General features: G+C 70.8%; 17 protein-coding genes, 1 pseudogene and 2 riboswitches. Of the genes and pseudogenes, 8 read left to right on the top strand and 10 right to left on the bottom strand.

The window, feature by feature from the left end; translation table 11 throughout:
* Positions 1-57: 57 nt before the first annotated feature.
* From murF to AB0M47_RS20545, 8 genes and pseudogenes are all read right to left on the bottom strand, one after another.
* On the bottom strand, positions 58-1,464 hold the full coding sequence (gene murF, locus AB0M47_RS20510; RefSeq protein WP_363415849.1) for a UDP-N-acetylmuramoyl-tripeptide--D-alanyl-D-alanine ligase: 1,407 nt from the start codon (positions 1,462-1,464) through the stop codon (positions 58-60).
* Complete coding sequence (locus tag AB0M47_RS20515; protein WP_363415892.1) at positions 1,461-2,975, bottom strand: UDP-N-acetylmuramoyl-L-alanyl-D-glutamate--2,6-diaminopimelate ligase; 1,515 nt, start codon at positions 2,973-2,975, stop codon at positions 1,461-1,463. Before AB0M47_RS20515 ends, murF begins: the two co-directional genes overlap by 4 nt.
* A 57-nt stretch (positions 2,976-3,032) precedes the next feature.
* Positions 3,033-4,781 (bottom strand): penicillin-binding protein 2, encoded by a 1,749-nt coding sequence (locus AB0M47_RS20520; RefSeq protein WP_363415852.1) that lies wholly within the window; start codon positions 4,779-4,781, stop codon positions 3,033-3,035.
* Between the two features lie 440 nt (positions 4,782-5,221).
* Positions 5,222-5,725 (bottom strand): hypothetical protein, encoded by a 504-nt coding sequence (locus AB0M47_RS20525; protein WP_363415855.1) that lies wholly within the window; start codon positions 5,723-5,725, stop codon positions 5,222-5,224.
* Positions 5,726-5,736: 11 nt separating this feature from the next.
* Positions 5,737-6,702, bottom strand: a pseudogene (gene rsmH / locus AB0M47_RS20530) (16S rRNA (cytosine(1402)-N(4))-methyltransferase RsmH); the annotation flags it as partial.
* 240 nt (positions 6,703-6,942) lie between these two features.
* On the bottom strand, positions 6,943-7,386 hold the full coding sequence (mraZ, locus tag AB0M47_RS20535; RefSeq protein WP_363415857.1) for a division/cell wall cluster transcriptional repressor MraZ: 444 nt from the start codon (positions 7,384-7,386) through the stop codon (positions 6,943-6,945).
* A gap of 376 nt (positions 7,387-7,762) precedes the next feature.
* The gene (locus tag AB0M47_RS20540; RefSeq protein ID WP_363415860.1) at positions 7,763-8,392 is read right to left on the bottom strand and encodes a C40 family peptidase; all 630 of its coding nucleotides are present in this window, start codon (positions 8,390-8,392) and stop codon (positions 7,763-7,765) included.
* A gap of 2 nt (positions 8,393-8,394) precedes the next feature.
* Positions 8,395-8,633, bottom strand: a riboswitch (cyclic di-AMP (ydaO/yuaA leader).
* Positions 8,634-8,884: 251 nt separating this feature from the next.
* Entirely contained in the window at positions 8,885-9,655 is a 771-nt protein-coding gene (locus tag AB0M47_RS20545) for an NlpC/P60 family protein (protein WP_363415863.1), read from the bottom strand.
* Between the two features lie 5 nt (positions 9,656-9,660).
* Positions 9,661-9,850: riboswitch (cyclic di-AMP (ydaO/yuaA leader) on the bottom strand.
* A gap of 244 nt (positions 9,851-10,094) precedes the next feature.
* Here AB0M47_RS20545 and AB0M47_RS20550 point away from each other — a divergent pair.
* The 5 genes from AB0M47_RS20550 to AB0M47_RS20570 are packed head-to-tail and all read left to right on the top strand — an operon-like array spanning position 10,095 to position 13,634.
* Positions 10,095-11,324, top strand: a complete 1,230-nt coding sequence (locus tag AB0M47_RS20550; RefSeq protein ID WP_363415895.1) for a MurT ligase domain-containing protein — start codon at positions 10,095-10,097, stop codon at positions 11,322-11,324.
* Positions 11,314-12,033 (top strand): glutamine amidotransferase, encoded by a 720-nt coding sequence (locus AB0M47_RS20555; RefSeq protein WP_363415866.1) that lies wholly within the window; start codon positions 11,314-11,316, stop codon positions 12,031-12,033. Before AB0M47_RS20550 ends, AB0M47_RS20555 begins: the two co-directional genes overlap by 11 nt.
* Positions 12,030-12,695, top strand: coding sequence for a VTT domain-containing protein (locus AB0M47_RS20560; protein ID WP_363415869.1), 666 nt, complete (start codon positions 12,030-12,032; stop codon positions 12,693-12,695). The genes AB0M47_RS20555 and AB0M47_RS20560 overlap by 4 nt, the downstream gene beginning before the upstream one ends.
* Positions 12,696-12,744: 49 nt before the next feature.
* Complete coding sequence (locus AB0M47_RS20565) at positions 12,745-13,200, top strand: DUF2231 domain-containing protein (protein WP_363415872.1); 456 nt, start codon at positions 12,745-12,747, stop codon at positions 13,198-13,200.
* A complete protein-coding gene (locus AB0M47_RS20570) occupies positions 13,197-13,634 on the top strand; it encodes a Rieske (2Fe-2S) protein (RefSeq protein WP_363415875.1) in 438 nt (145 codons plus the stop codon). The genes AB0M47_RS20565 and AB0M47_RS20570 overlap by 4 nt, the downstream gene beginning before the upstream one ends.
* 81 nt (positions 13,635-13,715) lie before the next feature.
* Here AB0M47_RS20570 and AB0M47_RS20575 read toward each other — a convergent pair whose 3' ends face one another.
* Both AB0M47_RS20575 and leuS read right to left on the bottom strand, forming a co-directional pair.
* Positions 13,716-16,370, bottom strand: coding sequence for a glycosyl hydrolase (locus AB0M47_RS20575; protein ID WP_363415878.1), 2,655 nt, complete (start codon positions 16,368-16,370; stop codon positions 13,716-13,718).
* Between the two features lie 152 nt (positions 16,371-16,522).
* Positions 16,523-19,366: a leucine--tRNA ligase gene (leuS, locus tag AB0M47_RS20580; protein ID WP_363415881.1), complete on the bottom strand. Its 2,844-nt coding sequence runs from the start codon at positions 19,364-19,366 to the stop codon at positions 16,523-16,525.
* Positions 19,367-19,704: 338 nt separating this feature from the next.
* On the opposite strand from leuS, the gene AB0M47_RS20585 reads away from it, so the two are divergent.
* Genes AB0M47_RS20585 through AB0M47_RS20595 form a run of 3 tightly spaced genes read left to right on the top strand, consistent with a single transcriptional unit; the run spans position 19,705 to position 24,512 of the window.
* On the top strand, positions 19,705-20,730 hold the full coding sequence (locus AB0M47_RS20585; protein ID WP_363415898.1) for a MoxR family ATPase: 1,026 nt from the start codon (positions 19,705-19,707) through the stop codon (positions 20,728-20,730).
* A gap of 4 nt (positions 20,731-20,734) precedes the next feature.
* Positions 20,735-22,039 carry a DUF58 domain-containing protein gene (locus AB0M47_RS20590; RefSeq protein WP_363415883.1) on the top strand — a complete coding sequence of 435 codons (1,305 nt, stop codon included), beginning with the start codon at positions 20,735-20,737 and terminating at the stop codon, positions 22,037-22,039.
* Positions 22,040-22,061: 22 nt separating this feature from the next.
* Positions 22,062-24,512 carry a DUF3488 and transglutaminase-like domain-containing protein gene (locus AB0M47_RS20595; RefSeq protein WP_363415886.1) on the top strand — a complete coding sequence of 817 codons (2,451 nt, stop codon included), beginning with the start codon at positions 22,062-22,064 and terminating at the stop codon, positions 24,510-24,512.
* The last annotated feature ends 35 nt before the right edge of the window (positions 24,513-24,547 follow it).

Genomic DNA, 24,547 nt, shown 5'->3' on the forward strand with positions numbered 1-24,547 from the left:
TACGGCCGGCGCCGGCATGAGCAGGACTGAGCTTGACGATGATCGACCTCCGGTCGCTCATGCAACGGCCTCCGCGGTGGCGCGCAGCGCGTCGACGACCTGCCAGGTCCGATAGCGCGAGCCCTTCACCAGCACGACGTCGCCGGGGCGCAGTCGCTCCCCGAGCAGCGCGACGGCCGCGTCCTGATCGCTGACCAGCACCGAGTCTCCTCCCCATCGCGCCACTGCCGTCGCTCCGTCGCGAATCGGCGCGGCGTTGTCGCCCACCACGACCAGCAGGCTCACGCCCGACTCGGCGGCGATCCGGCCCACTTCCTCGTGCCCGGACCGCTCGTGCTCGCCCAGTTCGGCGTGATAACCCAGCACCGCCACCGTGCGGCGAGCCGGTCCGTCCGGGGCGCTGCCCAGGGCGGCCAGCGCGCGCAGCGCGGCGGCGGTCGAGGCCGGATTGGCGTTGTACGAATCGTCGATCACCGTGACATCGTCGGCACGGTTGAAGACATCCATCCTTCGGCTGGAGACCGCGCGCAACGTGGACAGCCCTTCGCCACACTCGGTCACGGTCATCCCGGCCGCTCGCGCCACGGCCGCCGCGGCCAGCGAGTTGCCCACCTGGTGGGCGCCGGCCACGGTCAGGGTCACGGCCGTCTCGCCTTCCGGCCAGACCAGCTTGTACGCCGGACGCCCGAGCCCGTCGAGGGTGACGTCGTCGGCGCGTACAGATGATTCGGCTGAGGTGCCCACCGCGACGACCTGAGCGCGGGTGCGGGACGCCATCGCCGCCACCAACGGGTCGTCGGCGTTGAGGATCGCCACGCCGTCGGCTGGCAACGCCTCGACGAGTTCGCCTTTGGCCTCGGCGATCTTCTCCTGCGACCCGAACTCGCCGATGTGCGCGACGCCGACGTTGATCACGACGCCGATCTTGGGCGGGGCGATGCCGCACAGGTAGGTCAGGTGACCGGCGCCCCGCGCACCCATCTCCAGAACGAGGAACCGGGTCTGTTCGTCGGCCATGAGCGCGGTGTGCGGCAGGCCCAGTTCGTTGTTGAACGTGCCCGGCGGGGCGACCGTCGGGCCGAGCCGCGACAGCAGCTGGCCGATCATGTCCTTGGTGCTCGTCTTGCCCGACGAGCCGGTGATGCCGATGACGGTCAGCTGCGGCAGCCGGTCGAGCACCGCGCGGGCCAGCCGGCCGATCGCGCTCAGCGCGTCGTCGACCAGCACCATCGGCACACCCGGGACGGCCCGCGTACCCAGCACGGCGGCGGCTCCGTCGGCCACCGCGCGGGCGGCGAAGTCGTGGCCGTCGACGTTGGCTCCCGGGAACGCGACGAACAGGCCGCCGGTCAGGTCGCGGCGGGTGTCGTACTCGACCGGGCCGGTCACCGTGGTCTCCGGGTCGGCCTCGCTGAGCGTGCCGCCGACCGCCGCGGCGATCTCGGCCAGGGTCATCTGGATCATGCCGGTTCCTCGTTCCCGCGAGCCGAGTTCCCGCGATCCGCCAAGGCGGCCGCGGTAAGCGCGTCGGCCAGTTCGACCCGGTCGTCGAACGGCAGCACCTCGCCGCCGACCTCCTGACCGGTCTCGTGGCCCTTGCCGAGCACGGCGATCACGTCGCCCGGACGGGCTCGCCGGACCGCTTCGTCGATCGCCGTACGCCGCCCCGCGATCTCGACGACCTCAGCCGGATCGGGCACGCCCACGATGACCTCGGCGCGGATCTGCGCCGGGTCCTCGGTACGCGGGTTGTCGTCGGTGACGATGAGCAGATCGGCGCCGTCGGCCGCGGCCTTACCCATGATCGGGCGCTTGCCCCGGTCGCGGTCGCCGCCCGCGCCGATGACGCAGATGAGCCGCCCGTTCCGGTAGTCCGCCAGTTCGCGCAGCGCCTTCAGCGCGGCCACGATCGCGTCGGGCTTGTGCGCGTAGTCGACCACCCCGACGACGTCCAGCCGGGCGTTCGCCGGACTCGGCACGCGCTCCAGCCGTCCCGGTACGCCCGGGCAGGCGGCCACGCCGTCGGCGGCCGTCTGCGGATCCACTCCGACGGCGGTCAGGCTGGCCAGGGCGAGCAGCGCGTTGGCCACGTTGTGGCGGCCGGCCAAGGCGACCCCGGCGCGCACCGACACACTCCCCGGCCCGTACGCCGTGAACTTCTGGTCGTATCCGCCGGATATGCCTTGTGCGTACCAGATGGCACTGGTGTCGCCCGACGCGGAGTAAGTGATCGTCGTGGGCTTGATCAGCGCGGTGAGCGCGGGGTCGTCGAGGTTGAGCACCTCGGCTCGCGCCCGGCCGTCGAAGAGCGATGCCTTGGCGGCGAAGTACTCCTCGGTGCTGGCGTGGAAGTCGAGATGGTCGAGCCCGAAGTTGGTCCAGCCCGCCACCGCGAACCGGACGCCGCCGACCCGGCCGAGGGCGAGCGCGTGACTGGAGACCTCCATGACCACGGCCGTGACCCCACTCTCCCGAGCAACCGCGAGCAGCGCGTGCAGGTCGGTCGCCTCGGGGGTGGTGCGCTTGCTGACGACCCGCAGGTCGCCGAGCCGGGTCTCGACGGTGCCGATGATGCCGGTGACGTGCCCGCCGGCCCGCAGCCCCGCCTCGATCAGGTACGCCGTCGACGTCTTCCCGGCGGTGCCGGTGATGCCGATGAGCACGAGGTCACGGCTGGGTTCGCCGTAGACCCGGTCGGCGACCAGCCCGAGGACGGCCCGGGGATCGTCGACGATCAGCGCGGGCAGCCCGGCTTCCGTGGCCGCCACGGCCCCGGCCGGATCGGTCAGGACGGCGACCGCTCCCGCCTCCGCGGCTTGGCCGATGAACTCGGCGCCGTGCCGCCTCGAACCCGGCAGCGCGGCGTAGAGATCACCCGGAAGCACCTCGTCGCTCGCGTGCGTCACCCCGCTCACCAGCGGTCCGGGCTCGGGCGTCGGGACCGCGAGCAGGGCGCCCAGGGTGGCCAGCGCCACGGGCTCGCCGGACGCGGGTCGGAGACTGACAGGCACGCTTGAGCACCCTACCGGAGGTCAGCGGGTGGCCACGAAGGTCGGGGGCTTCTCGCCGCTCGGGGCGACGCCGAAGTGCTTGAGCGCGAACGACATCATGTCCCGGAACGCCGGTCCGCAGACCACGCCGCCGTTGCCGCCCGGGGTGTACGCGAACACGCCGATCACGTAGCGCGGCGACTCGGCCGGGGCCATCCCGATGAACGAAGCGACCTCGCCCTTGCCGTACCCGTTCGTGGCGTAATAGCGCCCGGTGCCCGTCTTGCCGGCGACCCGGTATCCGGCGATCGCGGCGCTGCGCGCGGTCGCGCCCGGCGCCGTCGTCACCGGCTCCATGATCTGCCGCAACTGGGCGGCGTGCTCGGCGCTGATCACCCGGTGGCTGGGCGCGGCCTCGGCCGCCTGCACCTTGCCGTCCGGGCTGATGATGTTCCTGACCAGGTGCGGCTGGATATAGACGCCGTCGTTCGCGATCGCCGCGTACGCCGCGGTCATCTGCAACGGGGTCACCGAGACGCCGTTGCCGATCGGGATCGAGCCGAAGTCCGACCCCTGCCACTCCGACGGCGGCCGGGCGACGCCCGAGGCCTCGCCCGGGATGGAGATCCCGGTGGGCTGCCCGAGCCCGAACAGCCGCTGGTACTTGTACAGGTTCTCCGCGCCCAGCTGCTGCGAGATCTTGATGGTGCCCACGTTCGACGAGTACGCCATCAGCCCCGGCATGGTGATCTTCGTACCGCTCGGGAACGGGTGAGTATCCTCATAGGTCTTGTCGGCGACCTTGATCGTCGGCGCGATCGTCACCGTCGAGTCCGGCGTGATCACGCCCTCCTCCAACGCGCCCGCCAGCACGATCGCCTTGTGCACCGAACCTGGGTCGACCAGCTCGTTGCTCGCGACGTCGCCCCGGTCCTGCGGCCGGCTCGCCAGCGGGTTCGCCGCGTCGTAGGTCGGCCAGCTCGCCTGAGCCACCACCTCACCGGTCTTCACGTCGATCACCGTCGCGCTGCCGAAGGTCGCCTTGACCTGCTGCATCTTCGCGGTGAGGATGCGCTGGACCTCGTACTGGAGATCACGGTCGATGGTCAGCTGCAAGCTCGAGCCGTTCCGCGCGGCGACCGTCTTGTGATAGCCGCCGGGAATCTCCGTGTCGAGCTCGTTGCGGCCGATCTCATAGGTACGCAGCCCGTTCTTCCCGGCGAGCAGGTCGTCGAAGCGCGCCTCCAGGCCGACGAGGCCGCCGTCGGCGTTGGTGAAGCCGATGAGGTTGGCCGCGACGTCCTGGCTCAGCACGTCCCGCAGATCGCTGCGCTCCACCTCGACGCCGTCGAGACGCAGGCCCTGCACGGCGTCGCCGGTCTCGATCTTCACGCCCTGCGCCAGCACCTCGTAGCGCTGCTGCTCGGTGCTGTTCGGCTGAGTGTGCGGGGACAGCAGCGGCAGCAACTCCGACACCGGCCGGCCCAGCAGCGGCGCGAGCCGGGCCGCCGCCGCGGCCGGATCCTTGACCTGGGTCGGATCGGCGTACACCATCCGGGCCTCGACGCTGTGCACCATGATCGCGCCGTTGCGGTCCAAAATGGAGCCTCGCGAGGCGTAGAGCACGTCGTGCGCCAGGCGCGACTGCAAACCCTGGGCAGCCGCCGCGGGCGCGCCCTCGAACTGCAACTCGACGAGGCGTACGCCGACCGCCGCGAACATCAGCAGCGCGAGACCGGCCGCCAGCCGCAGCCGTCGCTGGGGGTTCGCCGGACGCGGCGGCTTCGGCACCTTGACCGCCTTCGGCCGCCCCGGCTTCGCCGGCGCTCCGCGCCCGCTCGCTCCCCGGCCCGCTCCGCGGCCTCCGCTCGCCCGCTCGCTCCCCCGCCTGTCCGCGCGATCATGAACCTTCGGTCGTGATCCACCGGTGGGTCGGGTCCGGGAGTCCCTGATCGACTCCTCTTCTTCGTGCTCGATCGGCGGCACGACGCGCAGCGACGACTGCTCGCGTACGGTGCGGCCGCGGGGGGTGTAGGCGCGCGCGCGACCCAGTTCGCTCCGGTTCCGCCCCGGCGAGTCCTGCCCGGAGGAGCTCTGCCCGGAGGAGCTCTGCCCGGAGGAGCTCTGCCCGGAGGAACGGCCGGTGGGCGCACCGGACTTGCCGGTACGCCCACGGTCGCCGGAGCCCTGCCCGTCCGACCCCCGTCCGTCGGAGCCACGCCGCTGCGGCATCAGCCCCCCTGGCTGGTGATGGCCGGCTCGCCGTTGGCCGGCTGCGGTACGCCGACGACGCGGCCGTCCGGCAGCCGGATGAAGGCCGGCGCGCCCGCCGGGACCAGGCCCAGCTTGCGAGCCTGAGCCGCCAGGTTGCCCGGCGCCTCCTTCTCGGCGATCTGCTGGTTGAGGTCCTGCTCCTGCCGGTCCAGCTTGGCCTGCTCCGCACGCAGCTTGTCGAGCTTGAACGCGTTCTCGTTAATCTTCTGGTTGAGCGCCAGGATGCCCACGACCCCGGCCATCACCAGGACCACGATCATCACGACGAACGGCACCCGCGGGCCGGACACCGGCATCGGCGGCGCCAGCCGCAGCTTCGGCCGCTCCGGCCGCTCCGGCGTGGTCCGGCCCGTCTCACCACGAGCCTCAGTACGCGCGTCGCTCCGCAGCTCGCCCCCACGAGCCCGGTCGAAGCGACGGTCGTCGTCGCGCGGCGCACGCGCCGCGTTGGAGTTGCTCATGCCTCGCCCCCGATCTTCTCTGCCGCCCGCAGGCGAACCGAGGCGGCTCGCGGGTTCTCCGCGACCTCGGACTCGCTGGGCAGCTCCGCCCCCCTGGTCAGCAGCCGCAGGGTCGGTCCGGTACCGGGTAGTTCGACCGGAAGGTCGATCGGCCCGGTGGACCGCGCCCGCGCTGCGAACGCTTGCTTGGTGATCCGGTCCTCCAGCGAGTGGTAGGACATGACCACGATCCGGCCGCCAGGCGTTAAAACGTCCAGGGCCGCCGGCAGTGCCGCTTCCAGCACCACCAGTTCCCGATTCACCTCGATGCGCAAGGCCTGGAAGGTTCGCTTCGCCGGATGTCCCCCGGTACGCCGGGCGGCCGCCGGGATGGCGTCGCGAACCAGTTCAGCCAACCGCGCCGAGCTGGTGAGCGGGCCTTTCGCCCGTTCCTTGAGGATCGACGCCGCGATCCGGGACGCGAACTTCTCCTCGCCGTAGACCCGCAGCACCCGGGCCAGCTGACCGGCTTCGTAGGTGTTGACCACCTGCTCGGCCGTCATGCCCCGGGTCTGGTCCATCCGCATGTCGAGCGGGGCGTCCTGCGCGTACGCGAAGCCCCGGTCCGCCTCGTCCAGCTGCAACGAGGAGACGCCCAGGTCGAACAGGATCGAGTCGATCCGGTTGATCCGGAGGTCCCGCAGTACGCGCGGAAGCTCGTCATAGACGGCGTGCACCAGATGAATGCGATCGGCGAAGGGAGCCAGCCGTCGCCGGGAGTGCTCCAAAGCCTCGGTGTCCCGGTCGAGCCCGATGAGGACCGTCTCGGGGTGGCGTTGGAGCACGGCTTCGGCGTGGCCGCCCAGGCCGAGGGTCGCGTCGACGTGATACGTCCGGCCGCCGGCTTGCTCGGCGCGGTCGACGGTGAGCGCGGGAGCCAGCAGGTCGAGGCAGCGTTCAAGCAGGACGGGCACGTGCTTGCCCCGCGGCTGCTGCATCTCGACCCCCTGCTGTTCTGCTCTCGTTGACCCCGGCGTACCGCCAGATCCCCATCCGCTTCTCGCACCTCTTGTTCCCCGTTCCCAAGGGGTTCGAGAGAGCAGTACGCCTGGCGCCGGGGAAGTGGCGCCAGGAGCCGACAAGCGGCTGGAGATCTCGCGGTACGCCGGTTTCGTGCCCGGTGCTGCGATGTTCGCGGCATCGCTTCCAGGCGCCTGGCGCTCACCGTCGGGCCGGCGTCACCCCGCCTCCGTCGGCAGGCCGGCGTCACCGGCGGTGTCGACGTCCGAGAAGGATTCCTCGCTTTCGGCGAGGTACGCCTCCCAGGCGGCGTTGTCCCAGATCTCGACACGAGTGCTCGCGCCGATCACCACCAGGTCTCGCTCCAGTCCCGCGTACGCTCGGAGCGTCGGCGGAATGGTGACCCGGCCCTGCTTGTCGGGGACCTCGTCGTGAGCGCCGGAGAACAGCACCCGGGTGTACGCCCGGGCCGCCTTGTCACTCATCGGACGGGCCGACTGCTCGGCGGCGTATCGCTGGAACTCGGCGACCGGGAACACGTAGAGACAGCGCTCCTGCCCTTTAGTGATCACGACACCTCCCGCCAGCTCGTCCCGGAACTTCGCCGGAAGAATCAACCGGCCCTTGTCGTCCAGGCGAGGGGTATGCGTGCCGAGAAACATCGGCCCCACCCCCCGATGACGCAGACGGGATCAGCTCGTTCGCGGCGAGCCGCTCCCCCGGCCGGCCGGGCCTCCCAGCCCCACCAGTGGGCCCCACTTTACTCCACTTCCCTCCACCGTCAACCAAAATCGACACCCCCGACGCCCCGAGCCCTCCCCATTTGGCCAGGTCACAACAGGTACGTTCGGGTGGAGGGGGGTAATGAAGATCAACATCGTCCGGTTTCCGACATCACCGTCACCGATGCCATTACCGCTCGTTAAGCACGAGTTAAGCGATCACCGCACCGAAACAGCAAGGCCCGCACCAATAGGTGCGGGCCCGCTGCATTACGGGGATGGGTGAGAGGCCTTTAGGGGGATGGGTGATCGGGCTTCAGCCGAGCACCCGGCGGAACTCGACCTTCTTGCTCCAGATGCGGTGCAGTCCGGTCTTCTTGCCGTACGTCGGGGCGTCGTACATCTTGTTGCCGCCGGCGTAGATGCCGACGTGGTAGACGCGACCGCTGGAGTCGCGGAAGATCACCAGGTCACCGGGAAGCGCCTTGGCCCGGGAGACCTTCTTCCCCTTCTTGCCCTGGGCGCCGCTGTGGGGGAGCTTGACGCCGACCTTCTTGTAGATGAACTTCGTGTACCCGGTGCAGTCGAACCGCTTGGGCCCGGCGGCGCCCCAGCGGTAAGGACGGCCGCTGTACTGCTTCGCCAACGCGATCACCTTCGCCGCCTTGGCCGCCCGGGAGCTGACCGCGGTGGGGGCGGCGGTGAGGGTCGAGGCAGTCGCGTTGGTGGCGACGGCGGTCGTGGCGACCACTGCGTTCTCCGTCACGACGGTGTCGGCCGCGCCGACTCCGGTCCCGACGGTCGCAGCCGGAGCCGAGGCGAGCGCCGCGGCAGCCGAGTCCACCGAGGAGGCTTGGGTGGGGGTACCCGTCAGCGTCGACGCCAGGACGCCCGCGCCGACAGCCAGCACGAGTCTGGCGGTACGCCGCCTGATCTGAGACTTCATCGTCGTCCTTCCGGCACGCCTGCGAAGTGAGCTGTCGGGTTCGGGCGGGAAGGCGGCCCGGCCACGGCATCCATTCAGGACGGAGGTCCACCGGGGGGCGGGTGTCCTGAGCGGACGCCGGTGGCTTCACCCCGAGCCGGGTCCGCGACCAGATCCGGCGAAGGTGGTTCCCCCACTCCCGCCCATCCACTGCTGCGTGGGGTGGGCACCGCGAACGGGCGGGATTCGGCGTATCCGCGGCGCCGCCGCCCAGGTGAACCCGGCCGGCGGATCGTTTCTACCGAGAACCTGCGAATTGGCCAAGAACCTGAAGAAGGCCTGAGAGCTGGGAAAACTACCCCTGGCGCGCGGTCAAGACATCGATGTCCGATATTGCCTGCCGCGATGTCCGGTTCAGCTGGTGACGCAGCCCACAGAAGTCGTCCAGCCCGGCCGACCCGGGAGATCCCCCGATCGGACGAGCCGGACTCAGCCGAACACTCAGTGGAGGACTCAGTAGAACTGGCCGACGACGTAGGAGTCGTCCCAGATCTCGTGCAGGCCGACGGTCTGCCCCTCGGTCGGGGCGTCCCACATCTTGTGGTTCCCGGCGTAGATGCCGACGTGGTACGCGAAGTCGCCGCTCAGGAAGAAGATCAGGTCGCCCGGACGCTGCTTCGAATGCGGGACGACCTTCGCCTTGTCGAGCTGCGTCGGCACGTAGTTGACGAGCTTGACACCGATCTTGGCGTACACGAACTGGGTCAGCCCGGAGCAGTCGAAGGTCCGCGGCCCGGTCGCGCCGAACACGTAGGGCGAGCCTTTGAGCTTCGCCACCTCGCGCAGCACGGTCGCCGCCTTCGTCGAGGCGATGGCCGTCGCCGCCGCCTTCTTCGCCGCCGCAGCAGCAGCAGCCCTGGCCGCAGCCGCCTTCTTGGCCGCGGCAGCAGCCGCAGCCGACGCGGCGGCCGACGCCGCCGAGCCCACGCCTGCGGCGCCCGAAGCGGACGTCGACGCCGAGGTAGACGCGGACGCCGCACCAGACGCCGACGCTGAGACCGAGGCGTACGCCGAGGGCGCGACCGACAGCGAAAGTTCGGACGCGGCCGGAGAACCACCAGGTCCGGCGGCGAGGGCCGGGAGGCCGACCGCAGCCGCTGCGATCGCCGCGGCCCCGGCGGTGACCAAGCCCCGCCGCCGACTACCGAACAGAAGACGGCGGCTACCGAACAGAAGACTTCGAGCACGCTCCCAGCGGGAGGCGACCATACGGAAGATGGCCATAGGGGTCCCTTCAGCACGCCTGTGAGGTGAGCTGTCGGGTTCGGGCGCGGAAGGGTTGCCCGGCCGCTGAGCGCGGCTACACCCCGAGCCCCGCGCGCGGCGAGACCGGCTCCTGGGGAAGCGAGGCCGGCCGCGTGAGTCGCGAGGCGAAAGTGGGTCCCCCACCCCTGCCCGATGCTGTTCTGGGGGTCGACGTCCGGCCGGGCAGGGCTCGGCGGGACCGGAACGTCCACCGGTCATCGACCGGCGTCCTTTTTCTAGTGCATCCTCGCCGCCCAGCCAAGCCCGCTACATAGCGGCTGAGCAGCCAAGATGTCCCTCGGCCGCGACAGGCGCCCGGATTGTCCCGGTAGATTGCCCGAGATGTCCGTGATTCAGGCCACACAACCAATCACGAAGGCAGATCGCGTACTCTAGCCGCGTGTCGGACGAGAAGAAGCTGCCGCTGCGTACGGCCTTCGCCGTTTCCGTCTCGAAGACGGCGGCCGCGCTGTCGCGCGCTACCGGGCGAGGCGACGGTTCGGTCATCGGCGGCCGGCTCGGCATGATGATCGACCCCGACCTGCTCGCCCATCTGGCGGCGGGCCGGCAGATCGCGCTGGTCTCCGGCACCAACGGCAAGACGACCACGACCCGGTTCACCGCCGCGGCGCTGGGCGTCCTCGGCGACGTCGCGACGAACTCGTTCGGCGCGAACATGCCGACCGGGCACACCTCCGCGCTCGCCCGCGCCGGGACCACCCGTTACGCGGTGCTCGAAGTCGACGAGCACTACCTGGCCCAGGTCATCCAGGCGACTCAGCCCCGGGTGGTGGCGCTGCTCAACCTGTCGCGCGACCAGCTCGACCGGGCCAAGGAGGTCGCCATGATGGCCGACCTCTGGCGGCAGGCGCTCGCGTCGCACCCGGCGGTGCACATCGTGGCCAACGCCGACGACCCGATGGTGGTCTACGCCGCCGGCGCCCACCCCGTCGCCGAGGTCACCTGGTTCTCGGCCGGTCAGCGCTGGCAGGACGACTCGCACGTGTGCCCGGCGTGCGGCGGCCACATCCAGCGCGGCGAGGCGGGCGGCTGGGCCTGCGCCAACGGCGACCTGCGCCGGCCGACTCCGCAGTGGACGTTGCTCGACGGCGAGGTCGTCGACCCCGAGGGCCAGCCGCACGAGGTGAAGCTCCAGATCCCCGGCACGGTCAACCTGGGCAACGCCGCGACCGCGCTGGCCGTGGCCGCCCGGTTCGGGGTCAATCCGGTGGACGCCATCCCCCGGCTCGGCTCGGTGGCCAGCGTCGCCGGCCGGTACGCCCAGGTGGAGCGGGACGGCCGGCTGGTCCGGCTGCTGCTGGCGAAGAACCCGGCGAGCTGGCTCGAGGCGTTCGAGATGGCCGACGTCGCGCCGACGCTCCTGGCGATCAACGCCCGCGACCCCGACGGGCTGGACACGAGCTGGCTCTACGACGTGGACTTCAGCCCGCTCCGGGGGCGTCAGGTCCTCGTGAGCGGCGATCGGGCGATGGACCTGGCGGTCCGGCTGGAGATCAACGACGTGCCGTTCACGCACGTCAAGACCTTCGCCGACGCGGTCGGGACGGTGCCGCAGGGCCGCCTGGAGGTCATCGCCAACTACACCGCGTTCCAAGACATCCGAGCGGAGTTGGACCGTGTCCTCTGATGTGAACGGTGGCCTGCAGATCGTCTGGGTCTACCCCGACCTGCTCTCCACCTACGGCGACCGCGGCAACATGCTGATCCTGGCCCACCGCGCCCGCGCCCGCGGCATCCCCGCCCAGACCGTCGAGGTCCGCTCCGACCAGCGGCTGCCCGAGCAGGGCGACATCTACCTGCTCGGCGGCGGCGAGGACGGCCCGCAGGCACTCGCCGCGCAACGGCTGCTCAACGACGGCGGGCTGGCCCGCGCGGCGGCGAACCGCGCCGTGGTCTTCGCCGTCTGCGCCGGCTACCAGCTCCTCGGCAGCAGCTTCTTCGCCAAGGGCGACAAGTGCCCCGGCCTCGACATGATCGACATCAGCTCGGACCGCGGCCCCTCGCGCGCCGTCGGCGAGCTGGCGGGCGACATCGATCCCACGCTCGGCCTCCCGCCGCTGACCGGTTTCGAGAACCACGGCGGCCGCACGCATCTCGGCCCCGGCGTCAAGCCCCTGCTCCGCGTCACCACGGGCGTCGGCAACGACGGCGTCACGGAGGGGGCCTGGTCCGAGACGATTCTCGGGACGTACGCACACGGCCCCGCCCTGGCTCGTAACCCTGCGCTCGCAGATCTCCTGCTCTGCTGGGCGACCGGCGAACAGTCGCTGGGGCCGCTGGACGACACCTGGCCGGATCGGCTCCGGGCCGAGCGGCTCACCGCTGTCGGCCGATGACGACTGCTGACACCCCGGCGGCGGACTTCCGGCGCCGGGCGCTGATCCGTGCCGGCGCCCTCGCGCTCGGCGTGGGCGTGGTGGCGTTGCTGGCCAGTCGAGTTCCCCTGGGCTCGGTGCCCGACGAGGTACGCGATCTCGGCGCGTTCGGCCCTGCCGCCGCCGTCGTCGCCGGAGCCGCCCTGCTCATGGCGCTCGTTCCGCGTACGGCGATCTCGTTGGCCTGCGGCTTGCTGTTCGGTGCGATGGCCGGGGCGGGCGTGGCCCTGGTCGCGGCGGTCGGCGCTGCCATCGCGACGTTCTGGCTGGGTCGCTGGGCTGGCCGGGAAACCGTGCGACGCCGGTTGCGTGGGCGCATCGCGCGGCTGGACGAGTGGCTGGCCCAGCGCGGCACGCTCGCCGTGGTGGTCGTGCGGCTCCTGCCGATCGCGCCGTTCGGCCTCGTCGGGTACGCGTACGGCAGCTCGGCGACGCGTTTCCGGCATTACCTGGCGGGAACGGCGCTCGGCGGTGCGCCCAGCGCGTTCGCGTACGCCGCCATCGGGGCCGCGGTCGTCTCGCCGGACGGCGTCACCCTGCTCACCTATCTGCCCGCCGCCCTGGGCGCGCTGGTCAGCGCTAGCGCGGCCGTCTACTGGCGAGTGACGTCCCGCCGCTCGTGATCTGAGCGAAAGCCCAGCACAGTCAGGTGGGATCTACCAGACTGGCGTCATGTTCAGTGACATTCTGGGCATACCGGCCCATCCGCTCTTCGTGCACGCGGCGGTCGTCTTCGTGCCTCTGCTGGCGCTGTTCGCCATCGTGTACGCCTTCGTCCCGCGCTGGCGGGCGAAGACGGGGTGGCTCACCGCCGGGCTGGCCGTGCTCGCGCCGCTGGCCGCGCTGGCCGCGAAGTTGTCCGGTGACAAGTTCATCGCCGCTCGCTTTCCCACCCAGAAGCCGCTGAACGTGCTGCAGCATCGCTCGTTCGGCACGGCCACCTTCTGGTGGACGCTCGCCCTGGGTCTGGCCGTGGCCCTGCTGTTCTGGGTGCTTCGACGCACCCCGCAGACACCCTGGCTACGGACCGGAGCGCAGGTGGTGGTGCTGGTGCTGGCCGTCGTCACGGCCTATTACGTCGTGCGTACCGGGGACTCCGGTGCCGAAGCAGTGTGGGGGCGTACATGACATCCACTCGCCGGGCCTTCGTGTCCGGGATCGCCGGAGCCGCGGGGGTCGCCGCGACCGGATTGGCCGCCGCGTGTGGCAGCGGCGACGGCGGCGGTTCGACCGCCACGCCGACGGCGCAGGCCACGACCGAGGTGACCGCCCCGACCACGCTGGGCAAGACGGCGGACATCCCGGTCGGCGGCGGCAAGATCTTCGCGACTCAGGAGGTGGTGGTGACGCAGCCGACCGCAGGCTCGTTCAAGGGATTCAGCGCCATCTGCACCCACATGCACTGCACGGTCGGCACGGTGGCCAACGGCACCATCAACTGCCCCTGCCACGGCAGCCAATACTCGATCACCGACGGCGCGGTCAAACAGGGACCCGCCACCATGGCGCTGCCGGCGAAGAACGTGACGGTCAACGGCGACTCGATCGTCCTGCAGCCGTGACCTGGTGAGGGCGGCGGTGCGAAGCCGCCCTCACCAGGTGGAATCACCGGCCGGCCAGTCCGGCCAGGGTCACCGTCGGGATCACAGCTGTCCCAGGCTGAACCGCCAGATGCCCCGGCCGTGGGTGGCGACGTAGACGGAGTTGTCCACAGTCGAGTACTCCACGTCCATCCCGACGGTCAGCGGCAGCCCGGACCCGAGCCGCTGCCAGGTCGCCGAGACGCCCGGCCGGTAGAAGGTGGCGAGGTCGGTGGTGAGCACCAGCGCGCCACCGGGCAGCAGCTTGATCGAGCTGGCCGGGACGTCCGGGAGGTTCGCCGAGACGTCCGTCCAGTCGGCCCCGCCATTGTGGGACTCGAAGACGTGGCCGAGGCCCGCGCCCGGTCCCTCGGTGAAGCGCCGGGAGAACCCGTTCATCGCGAGGAACACGTGTTGGCCGTCGGCCGGGTCGACCTCGACGCCCTGCACGAACCGGTTCGGCACGACGCCGGTCGACGGCAGGGCCAGCTGGTGCCAGCTGGTCGGGTCGCCGATCTTGCCGGTGGCGACGCCACGGGTGAACCCGGCGTTGTTGCACGGCCCGCACCAGCCCACGTACGCCGTCCCGCCGGCCACCGCGACCGAGGTGGCGGTGTGCCCCGCCCCCAGGTCGAACACGCTCTTCCACTGCTTGCCGCTGCGGATGGCGAAGCCCATGTCGTTGACCCACACGTGCTGGCCGCCGGCCACCCAGACGTTCGGGTTGCCCGGGTCGGGCGAGAACGGGGCGATGAAGCGGGCCGGCTCGTCGCCCGGCCGGTTCGTGTACGGCTGGATGTCGTACGAGGTCGCCTTGTCGATCGTGTCCGCGCCGGGGTTCACCGCGCAGTTCTCGGTCGAGCGCATCGCCAGGTTGGTGTACTCCTGGACCTGCTGGCAGAAGTTCTGCGGGTTGGCCAGCGAGTCGCCGCCGTCCCCGCCGAAGTGCGAGCCCATCACGGTGTCGCCGGGCCGCAGGATGGACGCGCCGTTGTCCTGCAGGCCGCCCGCCACCCCGACGCCGGAGCCGTCCTTGCCGACGGACACCGAGTAGTACTGCAAGGCGTCGATGGTCCCGTCGTTGAGGCTCTGCCAGTCGGTCGCGTGCCCGTCCCGGTTGACCGCGCCGTTCACCGGCCGTCGGAAGACGCCGCCGTCGTTGCCGACGTAGACGTAGGCCTTGCCCTGATAGCTGCCGACCGCCACGGAGTGCTGGTCCGGGTGGGTGCTGTCCGGGCAGGTGTCATCCTTGTCGCTGATCGCCCAGCAGCCGAAGTAGAAGTTCCAGTACGGGCCGATCGTCTTCCAGGTCGCCCCGGCGTCGGTGGTCTCGTAGACCTCCTCCAGGCCCAGCCACACGTGCTTGGGGTCGGCCGGATCGACCTGCAGGAAGTGGTTGTACCAGGACTGGATGCCGGGGCCGTAGCCCTTGCCGCCGACCGACTGCTTCAACGCCGAGCCCGAGTTCGCCAGCTTCTCCGACTCCGCGATCTTCGACCACGGCCCGGCCGGGTTGCCCGAGTTCGAGACGTAGACCCCGTCGAGGTAGCTGTTGACCGTGCCGACCAGCTTGTTCAGCAGCTTGGGCGACTGGTTGACCGCGTACAGGGCGCTACCGTCGGCGGCGTACGCGAAGGTGACCCGGCCGATGTCGTCCGCCGGGATCGCCCCGGTCGGATTCACCTTGTGCCAGCTCGCCGAACCCTGTGTGTAGTCGGCGGTCTCGTAGAACCCGTTGTAGGTGTCCCCCGACCGCCAGGCGATGGCGGCCACGATGTGCTTCGGGTCCTTCGGGTCCGGCGCGATGTCGTTCACGATGTTCTTGTACGCCGCGTTCGCGTTGCCCGCGTCGGCTCCGCCCGGGAGGAACGACGGGTTGGGGGCGTACTGGAGGGTCCAGGCACCGGTCGCCGTCGTCGCGGAGTGGCTGTAGACCCCGCGGTTGGTGGCCGCCCACACGGTGCCGCCCGCGAAGCGCAGCTTCGAGATGACGCTGCTCTCCAGCTCCGTCCCGCCGACCCGGCTGGCCGGGGTGAACTGGCCGCTCGCCGGATCCGCCAGGCGATACACCCCGGATCCGGCGTACGCCGTCCCACCGGTGTTCGCCTCACCGGTGCCGTACCAGAGCGAGCCGTCCTCGGCCAGGACCAGGGTGCCGCTGGACAGCGACGGGAGCTGGTCGGCGATCGGGGTCCACTGGCCACCGCCCGTGGACGAGCGCCAGACGCCGCCGTCCGCGCCCGCGGCGTACACGTGCCCGGCGTTGTCGGCGACGAGACCGGTGATCCGGCCCGTCACATTCCCCGCGCCGCCGCTGGAGTTCGAGTACCAGTCGCGATATCGGGGATCGTCGGCGTCGTAGACCTTATTGGTCACCTCGCTCCACGTCCCCGCCGTCTTCGGCATCGAGGTGAGTTGCGCGTACGCCGCGCTGTAAGCGCCCGGCGCGACGATGCCCGGCGAGGTGCGGGCGTCGGCGAACTGCTGCGCGATGGTCAGCGCCTCGAACGCCTCGTCGGCCGGATTCTCGCCGGCCTCCCCCGCCATCATCTCGGCGAACTCGTGCGGCTGGAACGGCGTGCCCGCGCCGGGTTCGTCGAGCACTCCGATCTCTTCCCAGAACTTCTCACCGGCGGCCGCCGCCCCGCCGGCCCCGACGAGCAGGACGGCCGCGATGGCGGCGGTTATCTTGCGACGTCGTGTGGCCAATAGCTTCATGAGCCACAGCTTCGTCGCGCCGCCCGGAGGCGATCATCGACCGATGTCCCCAGTTTTGTCACGGGGTACGTCTATAGCCGGCGAACGACCCGTCTCCTCACGTAGACGGGCCGCCACCTGCGATGACAGTCTTGTCATCTAACGCTCGTAGGTCACACGACGACGCTGACCATCCGGCCCGGGACGACGATGACCTTCCTCGGCTCCTTGCCCGCCAGCGAGTCCGCGACGGCGTCCAGCGCCGCCGCGCGTACCACTTCTTCCGCGGCGGAAGCCGCGACCTCGACCCGGCCGCGGACCTTGCCGTTGATCTGGACCGGGTAGGTGACCTGGTCCTCGACCAGCAGGGCCGGGTCGGCCTGCGGGAAGTCGGCGTAGGTCAGCGAGTCGTCGTGACCCAGCTTGCGCCACAGCTCCTCGGCGATGTGCGGGGCGAACGGCGCGACCATCAGCGTCAGCGCCTCCGCGGTGGCCCGCGGCGTGCGCTCCAGCCGGGTGATGCCGTTGGTCAGCTCGATCAGCTTCGCGACCGCGGTGTTGAACCGCAGCTCCGACATGTCCTCACGGACGCCCGCGATGGTCTTGTGCAGCAGCCGCTGGGTCGCCTCGTCGGCGGCCTCGTCGACGACGGCGGCCTGACCGGTCTCCTCGTCGACGATCGCCCGCCAGACCCGCTGCAGGAACCGCTGCGCGCCGATGACCGCCCGGGTCTCCCACGGACGGGACACCTCCAGCGGCCCCATCGACATCTCGTAGACCCGGAAGGTGTCCGCGCCGTACTGCGCGCACATCTCGTCCGGAGTCACGACGTTCTTCAGGGACTTGCCCATCTTCCCGTACTCGCGGTCGACCTTCTCGCCCTGCCAGACGTAGACGCCGCTGGACTCCTCGGTCACCTCCTCGGCCGGGACGTAGACGCCGCGCTCGTCGGTGTAGGCGTACGCCTGGATGTAGCCCTGGTTGAACAGCCGGTGGTAGGGCTCGAACGAGGACACCTTGCCCAGGTCGAACAGCACCTTGTGCCAGAACCGGGCGTACAGCAGGTGCAGGACGGCGTGCTCGACGCCGCCGACGTACAGGTCGACGCCGCCGGACTCCTGCCCCGGCTGCGGGCCCACCCAGTACGCCTCGTTCGCCGGGTCGACGAACGCCTGGTCGTTGGTGGGATCCAGGTAGCGCAGCTGATACCAGCAGGAGCCGGCCCACTGCGGCATCGTGTTCGTCTCGCGTACGTAGCGCTTCGGGCCGTCGCCCAGGTCCAGCTCCACCTCGACCCATTCCCGCGTACGCGACAGCGGCGTCTCCGGCGAGGTGTTCGCGTCGTTGGGGTCGAACAGCTTCGGGGAGAAGTCGTCGATCTCGGGCAGCTCCAGCGGCAGCATGGACTCGGGCAGCGCGATCGGCTCCTCGCTGACCGTGCCGTCCGGCAGCACCTCATAGACGATCGGGAACGGCTCGCCCCAGTAGCGCTGGCGGCTGAACAGCCAGTCCCGCAGCCGGTAGGTGATGGCCCCGGTGCCGTGGCCGTTGGCCTCCAGCCACTCGATGATCTTCGCCTTGGCCTCGGTGACGCCCAGCCCGTCCAGGCTGGTGCTGACCTCGGAGGCGCTGTTGATCGCCGGGCCGTCGCCGGTGTACGCCTTGCCCGTCCAGCCTTCCGGCGCCTGCACGGTGCGGATGATGGGCAGCTCGAACACCTCGGCGAAGGCCCAGTCGCGTTCGTCCTGGCCGGGCACCGCCATGATCGCGCCGGTGCCGTAACCGGCCAGCACGTAGTCGGCGATGAAGACCGGGACGCTGCGGCCGTCGACGGGGTTCGTCGCGTACGCCCCGGTGAAGACGCCCGTCTTCTCCTTCGCGTCCGCCTGCCGCTCCACATCGGTCTTCGCCGCCGCGAACGCCCGGTACGCCGCCACCGCCGCGGCCGGCGTCGCGTGCCCGCCGGTCCACTTCGGGTTCGTGCCCGCCGGCCACTCCGCCGGGGCCAGCGCGTCGACCAGCTCGTGCTCCGGGGCCAGGACCATGTAGGTCGCCCCGAACAGGGTGTCGGGACGGGTGGTGAACACCTTGATCGCACCAGCGTCAGACGCGAAGTCGACGTGGGCGCCGGTCGAGCGGCCGATCCAGTTACGCTGCATCAGCTTGATCGGCTCCGGCCAGTTCAGCGTGTCCAGATCGTCGATCAGCCGGTCCCCGTACGCGGTGATCCGCATCATCCACTGCTTCAGGTTGGCCTTGAAGACCGGGAAGTTGCCGCGCTCGCTGCGACCGTCGGCGGTGACCTCCTCGTTCGCCAGCACCGTGCCCAGCCCGGGGCACCAGTTCACCGGCGCGTTCGACGCGTACGCCAGCCGCGACCGGTTCAGCACCGCCCGGCGCTCGTGGACGGACAGCTCCGACCAGGCGCGGCCGTCCGGCGTCGGGCGCTCGCCCGCGGCGTACGCGGCTTCCAGCTCCTCGATCGGGCGCGCCTTGCCGGCTTCCTCGTCGTACCAGGCGTTGAAGACCTGCCGGAAGATCCACTGGGTCCAGCGATAGAAGGCCACATCGGTGGTGGCTACGCTGCGCCGGTCGTCGTGCCCCAGGCCCAGCATCCGCAGCTGCGCGCGGTAGCGCTCGACGTTCTGCTCGGTGGTCACCCGGGGGTGCGTGCCGGTCTGCACGGCGTACTGCTCGGCGGGCAGGCCGAAGGCGTCGAAGCCCATCGTGTGCAGCACGTTGAACCCGGCCATGCGGTTGAACCGGGCGAAGACGTCGGTGCCGATGAAGCCCAGCGGGTGCCCGACATGCAGGCCCGCCCCGGACGGGTACGGGAACATGTCCAGCACGAACTTCTTGTCGGCGCCGGAGCGGGGGTGGGCGGGATCGGCGAGCGGGCCGACCGGGTTCGGCGAGTGGAACGTGCCGTTCGCCGCCCAATAGTCCTGCCAGCGCTTCTCGATCTGGTTCGCCAGCGCCGCCGTGTAGCGGAACGCGGGGGTGTCCGCCTCGCTCATCGTCTTCACCTCTGTCTATCGGCTTCCGGGCACACTTAGACACAAAAAAGCCCCTCGCGCAGGAGGGGTCGCCGTGCTCACGCTCGAAGTGGCGTCAGCACGGCTCGCTAAGGAGCTCGAAAGTCCGGCCCATGCACCGCAGTGTACCGCTGCGCAAGAGGTAGCGTCGAACGGGTAGCGCGGATTGTTGCCGGGAGCAAGTAACTCGGGGAGACTTCTCCCACACTGAGAGCCGCCTCGCCGACGGCGGGCCTGCAACCCACGGGCGGGGCTAGGGCGTCTAACAGACGCACCGGAGGTCACGATCTTGAGGAGGCCCGTTGACCACCCGTAACCCCCTGACGCCTGGGTCGTGGGACGGCCGCGAGGAGCTCAACCCAGCTCTGCCGGCCGAGGAGTTCCAGTCGGCGGCGGAAGCCATCGTCGCCAACATCGAGCAGGTCATCGAGGGCAAGACGGCCACCGTCCGGCTGGCGCTCGCCGTGCTGCTCGCGGAGGGCCACCTGCTGATCGAGGACGTCCCCGGCGTCGGCAAGACGAAGCTCGCCAAGGCGCTCGCGCGGTCGATCGACTGTTCCGTGCGGCGCATCCAGTTCACCCCCGACCTGCTCCCCAGCGACGTCACCGGCGTGAACGTCTACAACCAGGAGAACCACGACTTCGAGTTCAAGCCCGGCGCGGTCTTCGCCAACCTGGTGGTCGGCGACGAGATCAACCGGGCCTCGCCGAAGACCCAGTCCGCGCTCCTCGAGTGCATGGAGGAGCGGCAGGTCACCGTCGACGGCGTCACCTACCCGCTCCAGACGCCGTTCATGGTCATCGCCACCCAGAACCCGATCGAGATGGAGGGGACCTATCCGCTGCCCGAGGCGCAGCGCGACCGGTTCACCGCCCGGATCGCCATGGGTTACCCCGACGCCAACGCCGAGCTGGCGATGCTCGACGTGCACTCGGCCCAGGACCCGCTGGAGAACCTGGTCGCGGTCTCCGACGCGGCCCGTGTCCGCGAGATGATCGCCACGGTACGCGCGGTGCACGTCTCCGACGCCGTGAAGAGCTACGCGATCTCCCTGGTGACGGCCACCCGTGAGTCGGGCGACCTGCGGCTGGGCGCTTCGCCGCGGGCCACGCTGCAGCTGCTGCGGACGGCGAAGGCGATCGCCGCCCTGGACGGCCGCGACTACGTCCTGCCGGACGACCTTCAGGCGCTCGCGGTGCCCGTCCTGGCGCACCGGATCATCCCGACCGCCGACGCTCAGCTCTCTCGGCGTACCACTGATGCCATCGTCTCGGATCTGGTGCACCGCCTGCCGGTGCCGAGCGAGCGGCGGCAGGGCACGCAGGCTTTCGAGCGGAGGCGATGACGCCGTGCGCGAGGCGCTGAGCGGCCTGACCACCCGGGGGCGAGCGTTCTTCGCCGCGGCCGCCGCTGCCGCGCTCGCGTCCCTGATCCTCGGCGAGCGGGACCTCATGCGCGTGGCGGCCCTGCTGGCCGTGCTGCCCTTGCTGGCGGCGGCCTATGTGGGCCGGTCGCGATACAAGCTGTCCTGCACGCGGACCCTGGAGCCGCACCGGGTGCCGGTCGGCTCCAGCTCCCGCGTCGTGCTCCGGCTGGCGAACATGTCCCGGCTGCCCACCGGGACGCTGCTGCTGGAGGACCGCCTCCCGTACGCGCTGGGCAGCCGGCCGCGGCTGGTGCTGGAACGGCTCGGCGCGGGCCAGGCGAGTTCGGTCGCCTACACGGTCCGGGCCGACGCCCGCGGCCGGTACGAGGTGGGTCCGCTCGCGATCCGCATGACCGACCCGTTCGGGCTGTGCGAGCTGACCCGGTCCTTCCCGAGTACCGACCACCTGGTGGTGATCCCGCAGGTCGTGCCGCTTCCCTCGGTACGCCTCGCGGGCGAGTTCGCGGGGTCGGGCGACTCCCGGGCGCGCTCGGTGTCGGTGCACGGCGAGGACGACGCGGCGACCCGCGAATACCGGCACGGCGACGACCTGCGGCGGGTGCACTGGCGCTCGACCGCGCGCGTCGGCGAGCTGATGGTCCGCCGCGAGGAACAGCCCTGGGAGAGCCGGGCGACGATCTTGATCGACTCCCGGGCGGTCGCCCACCGGGGCGAGGGCCCGACGGCGAGCTTCGAGTGGGCCGTGTCCGCCGCCGCCAGCATCGCGATGCACCTGCGCGACGCCGGCTACCGGATCAGGCTGGTCTCCGACGGCGACATCGACGTCGACGCGCACGACGCGGCCGGCGAGGCGCACCTGATGGACCGGCTGGCCGAGGTCAAGACCAGCAATCGGAGCACGCTGGCCGCCCTGGTCGAGCACTCCCGGCGGCGGTCCGACGGCGGCCTGATCATCGCCATCCTGGGCCAGCTCGGCGAGGCGGAGACGCAGATCCTCGCCGGGTTGCGGGCCAGCGGCACCACCTGTGTCGCGTTCGCGATCGACGCCTCGACCTGGCTCAACCTGCCGCCCGAGGCCCGCGCGACCGCCGACCGCGACCGGGCCGCCACCGCGCTCGCCCTGCTGCACAACGGCTGGCGGGTGGTCGGCGCGGAGCACGGGGCCAAGCTCGCCGCGCTCTGGCCGCACGCCGGCCGCGGTTCGGCCGGGTTCGCCTGGCGCGCCGCGCTCGCCGAGACCGCCCTGCCCACGACGGGCCGACGATGACCGCAGAAAGGCTGGTGCTCTCGTGACCAACCGTCGTCACCTCGGCTTCGTCGCCGCGGCGGCCACCCTGCTCGCGGCCACGCCGCTCGCGGGGATCTTCCAGACGTGGACCTGGCTGATCGAGTCGGCGTTCGCCGTCGGGGTCGTGGCCGCCACGGCGGCAGGGGTACGCGCACTGCGTGGCCGAGCCGCCGCGCAGGGGTTCGGCATGCTCGCCGCCCTGGTCGTGATCCTGACCCTGCTGTTCTCCAACGGGCACTCGCTGATCGGGATCATCCCGACGCCGGACACGATCAAGTACTTCGCGTCGCTGCTGTCGACCGCCGGTGACCAGATCCGGGACAACGGCGTACCGGTGCCCGATCTGGACGGGCTGCTGTTCCTGACGGTGTTCGGCATCGGGCTGGTCGCGATCATCAACGACCTGCTCACCGTCGCGATGCGGCGGCCGGCCCTGACCGGGCTGCCGATGCTGGCCATCTATGCCGTGCCGATCGCGGTCTACCCCGACTCGGTCGCGGTCGTCCCGTTCGTCTTCGCCGCGGCCGCGTACCTGTGGCTGCTGGTCAGCGACAATGTGGACCGCGTACGCCGATTCGGGCGGCGGTTCACCGGCGAGGGCCGCGACGTCGACGTGTGGGAGCCGTCCCCGCTGGCCTCGGCCGGTCGGCGGCTCGGCGTGGTCAGCGTGATCGTCGCGATCGTCATCCCGCTGCTCATCCCCCAGCTCAGCTCCAGCTTCTTCGACCAGTTCGGCGGGAACGGCGAAGGCGGGAACGGCACCGGCTCCGGCCGGGGCGGCCTGCAGGCCAACCTGTTCGCCGACCTCAGCGGCCGGTTGAACCAGAAGGAGGTCATCGACCTCGTCAAGGTCACCACGACCGACGCCAACCCCTACTACCTTCGGTTCGGGGTGGCCGACGAGCTGAGCGCGGGCGGCTTCGGCACGCGGGTGCCCAACGGCACGAGCATCGGCAACCCGCTGCCCGACCCGTACCAGCGGCCGTCGTTCGGCGTGACGCGGGAGAAGTACACGGCCAACGTCGAGGTGTCCAAGACGTTCGACATGCCGCTGCTGCCGGTGTACGCCGAACCGGTGCAGACCCGCAAGATCGGCTCGGACTGGTCCTACGACCAGAACATGCAGGTCGTCTTCTCGCTGCGATCCCGGTCCGGCGGGCGTACCTACGACTTCGACTACGTCCGCTCGACCTACACGCCGCAGGAGCTCAACGAGGCGCCCGAGCTGTCGGCCGAGAACGCGATGCGGCGGCAGTTCACCGCGGTGCCGCTGGTGGCCGAGGTCCGCAAGCAGGTCGACGAGCTGACGAAGGGCGCGAAGACGCCGTACGAGAAGGTCCGTGCGATCTACGACTACTTCTCCTCCAAGAACGGCTTCAAGTACAGCCTCGAAGTGCCGACCGGCACGTCCGGGCAGAAGATCGTCGACTTCCTGAACAACAAGACGGGCTTCTGCGAGCAGTACGCCGCGGCGATGGCCTGGCTCGTGCGTACGGCGGGCATCCCGGCGCGGGTCGCGTTCGGCTTCGCCCGGGGCAACAACGTGCACGTCTCGAACGGGCAGTACACGTTCACGCTGACCAACCGCAACCTGCACGCCTGGACCGAGGTCTACTTCCAGGGCTTCGGCTGGGTGCCGTTCGACGCGACGCCGAGCACCTACGTCGCGGGCTCGGTCGCCTCCGCGTGGGCTCCCGACCCCAACCAGACCACCGGGCCGTCGGCGAACCCGTCGTTCAGCCCCGGACCGGGCGGAGACGCCGGGGACGACCTGCCCGACAAGGGTCTCGGGGCCAACGACCCGGACGCGCAGTTCGGCGCCGACGGCCAGCCCATCGAACAGACCGTGATGTGGCCGTGGTACCTGCTCGCCGGCGCAGTGGCCCTGGTGCTGCTGCTCAGCGTGCCGGGCGTACGCCGCCGGATGCTGCGAACCCGCAGATCCCGGTCTGACGGCGTACCCAGCGACCCGCTGGAGGTCACCCCGACCGGGACGATGGTGGTCATCTCCGACACCGGCGCCGACCGGGCCCGGAACCTGGCCCACGACGCCTGGGACGAACTGCTCGACACCCTGGTCGACTTCCGGGTGCCGGCCGACGCCGCCGAAACCCCGCGCGCGGTGGCCCGGCGGCTCATCGCCGAGCAGGAACTGCCCCAGGCGACAGCCGACGGAGCCCAACGGCTCGCCCTCGCCGAAGAACGCGCCCGGTACGCCCGCAACCCGCTCGACCCGCAGGCACTGCCGGACGCGCTACGGCTCATCCGGCGGCACCTCGCCAGCACCTCCGACCGGCGTACGCGCGTCTTCGCCGTGCTCATGCCGCCGTCGGTGCTGGCCCGGTGGCGGATCGGACTCCTGGAAGGGCTCAGCCGGGGCGTTCAGCGGATGGGACAGCTCCGCGAGTTCCTCCTTCGGTTCAACCCGCGGCGGCTGCTCGCCTCGCGGTGACGTTCGCTCCTCGCGGGCTCGGCGCCTCCAGCGCC

The sequence above is a fragment of the Hamadaea sp. NPDC051192 genome (assembly GCF_040682475.1).
GTDB lineage: Bacteria > Actinomycetota > Actinomycetes > Mycobacteriales > Micromonosporaceae > Hamadaea > Hamadaea flava.

Coding starts and splice junctions, on each gene's coding strand:
- murF (WP_363415849.1), bottom strand. CDS start 1,464: ATGATCCAGATGACCCTGGCCGAGATCGCCGCGGCGGTCGGCGGCACG.
- AB0M47_RS20565 (WP_363415872.1), top strand. CDS start 12,745: ATGTTCAGTGACATTCTGGGCATACCGGCCCATCCGCTCTTCGTGCAC.
- AB0M47_RS20560 (WP_363415869.1), top strand. CDS start 12,030: ATGACGACTGCTGACACCCCGGCGGCGGACTTCCGGCGCCGGGCGCTG.
- AB0M47_RS20545 (WP_363415863.1), bottom strand. CDS start 9,655: ATGGCCATCTTCCGTATGGTCGCCTCCCGCTGGGAGCGTGCTCGAAGT.
- AB0M47_RS20575 (WP_363415878.1), bottom strand. CDS start 16,370: ATGAAGCTATTGGCCACACGACGTCGCAAGATAACCGCCGCCATCGCG.
- AB0M47_RS20570 (WP_363415875.1), top strand. CDS start 13,197: ATGACATCCACTCGCCGGGCCTTCGTGTCCGGGATCGCCGGAGCCGCG.
- AB0M47_RS20525 (WP_363415855.1), bottom strand. CDS start 5,725: ATGAGCAACTCCAACGCGGCGCGTGCGCCGCGCGACGACGACCGTCGC.
- mraZ (WP_363415857.1), bottom strand. CDS start 7,386: ATGTTTCTCGGCACGCATACCCCTCGCCTGGACGACAAGGGCCGGTTG.
- AB0M47_RS20540 (WP_363415860.1), bottom strand. CDS start 8,392: ATGAAGTCTCAGATCAGGCGGCGTACCGCCAGACTCGTGCTGGCTGTC.
- leuS (WP_363415881.1), bottom strand. CDS start 19,366: ATGAGCGAGGCGGACACCCCCGCGTTCCGCTACACGGCGGCGCTGGCG.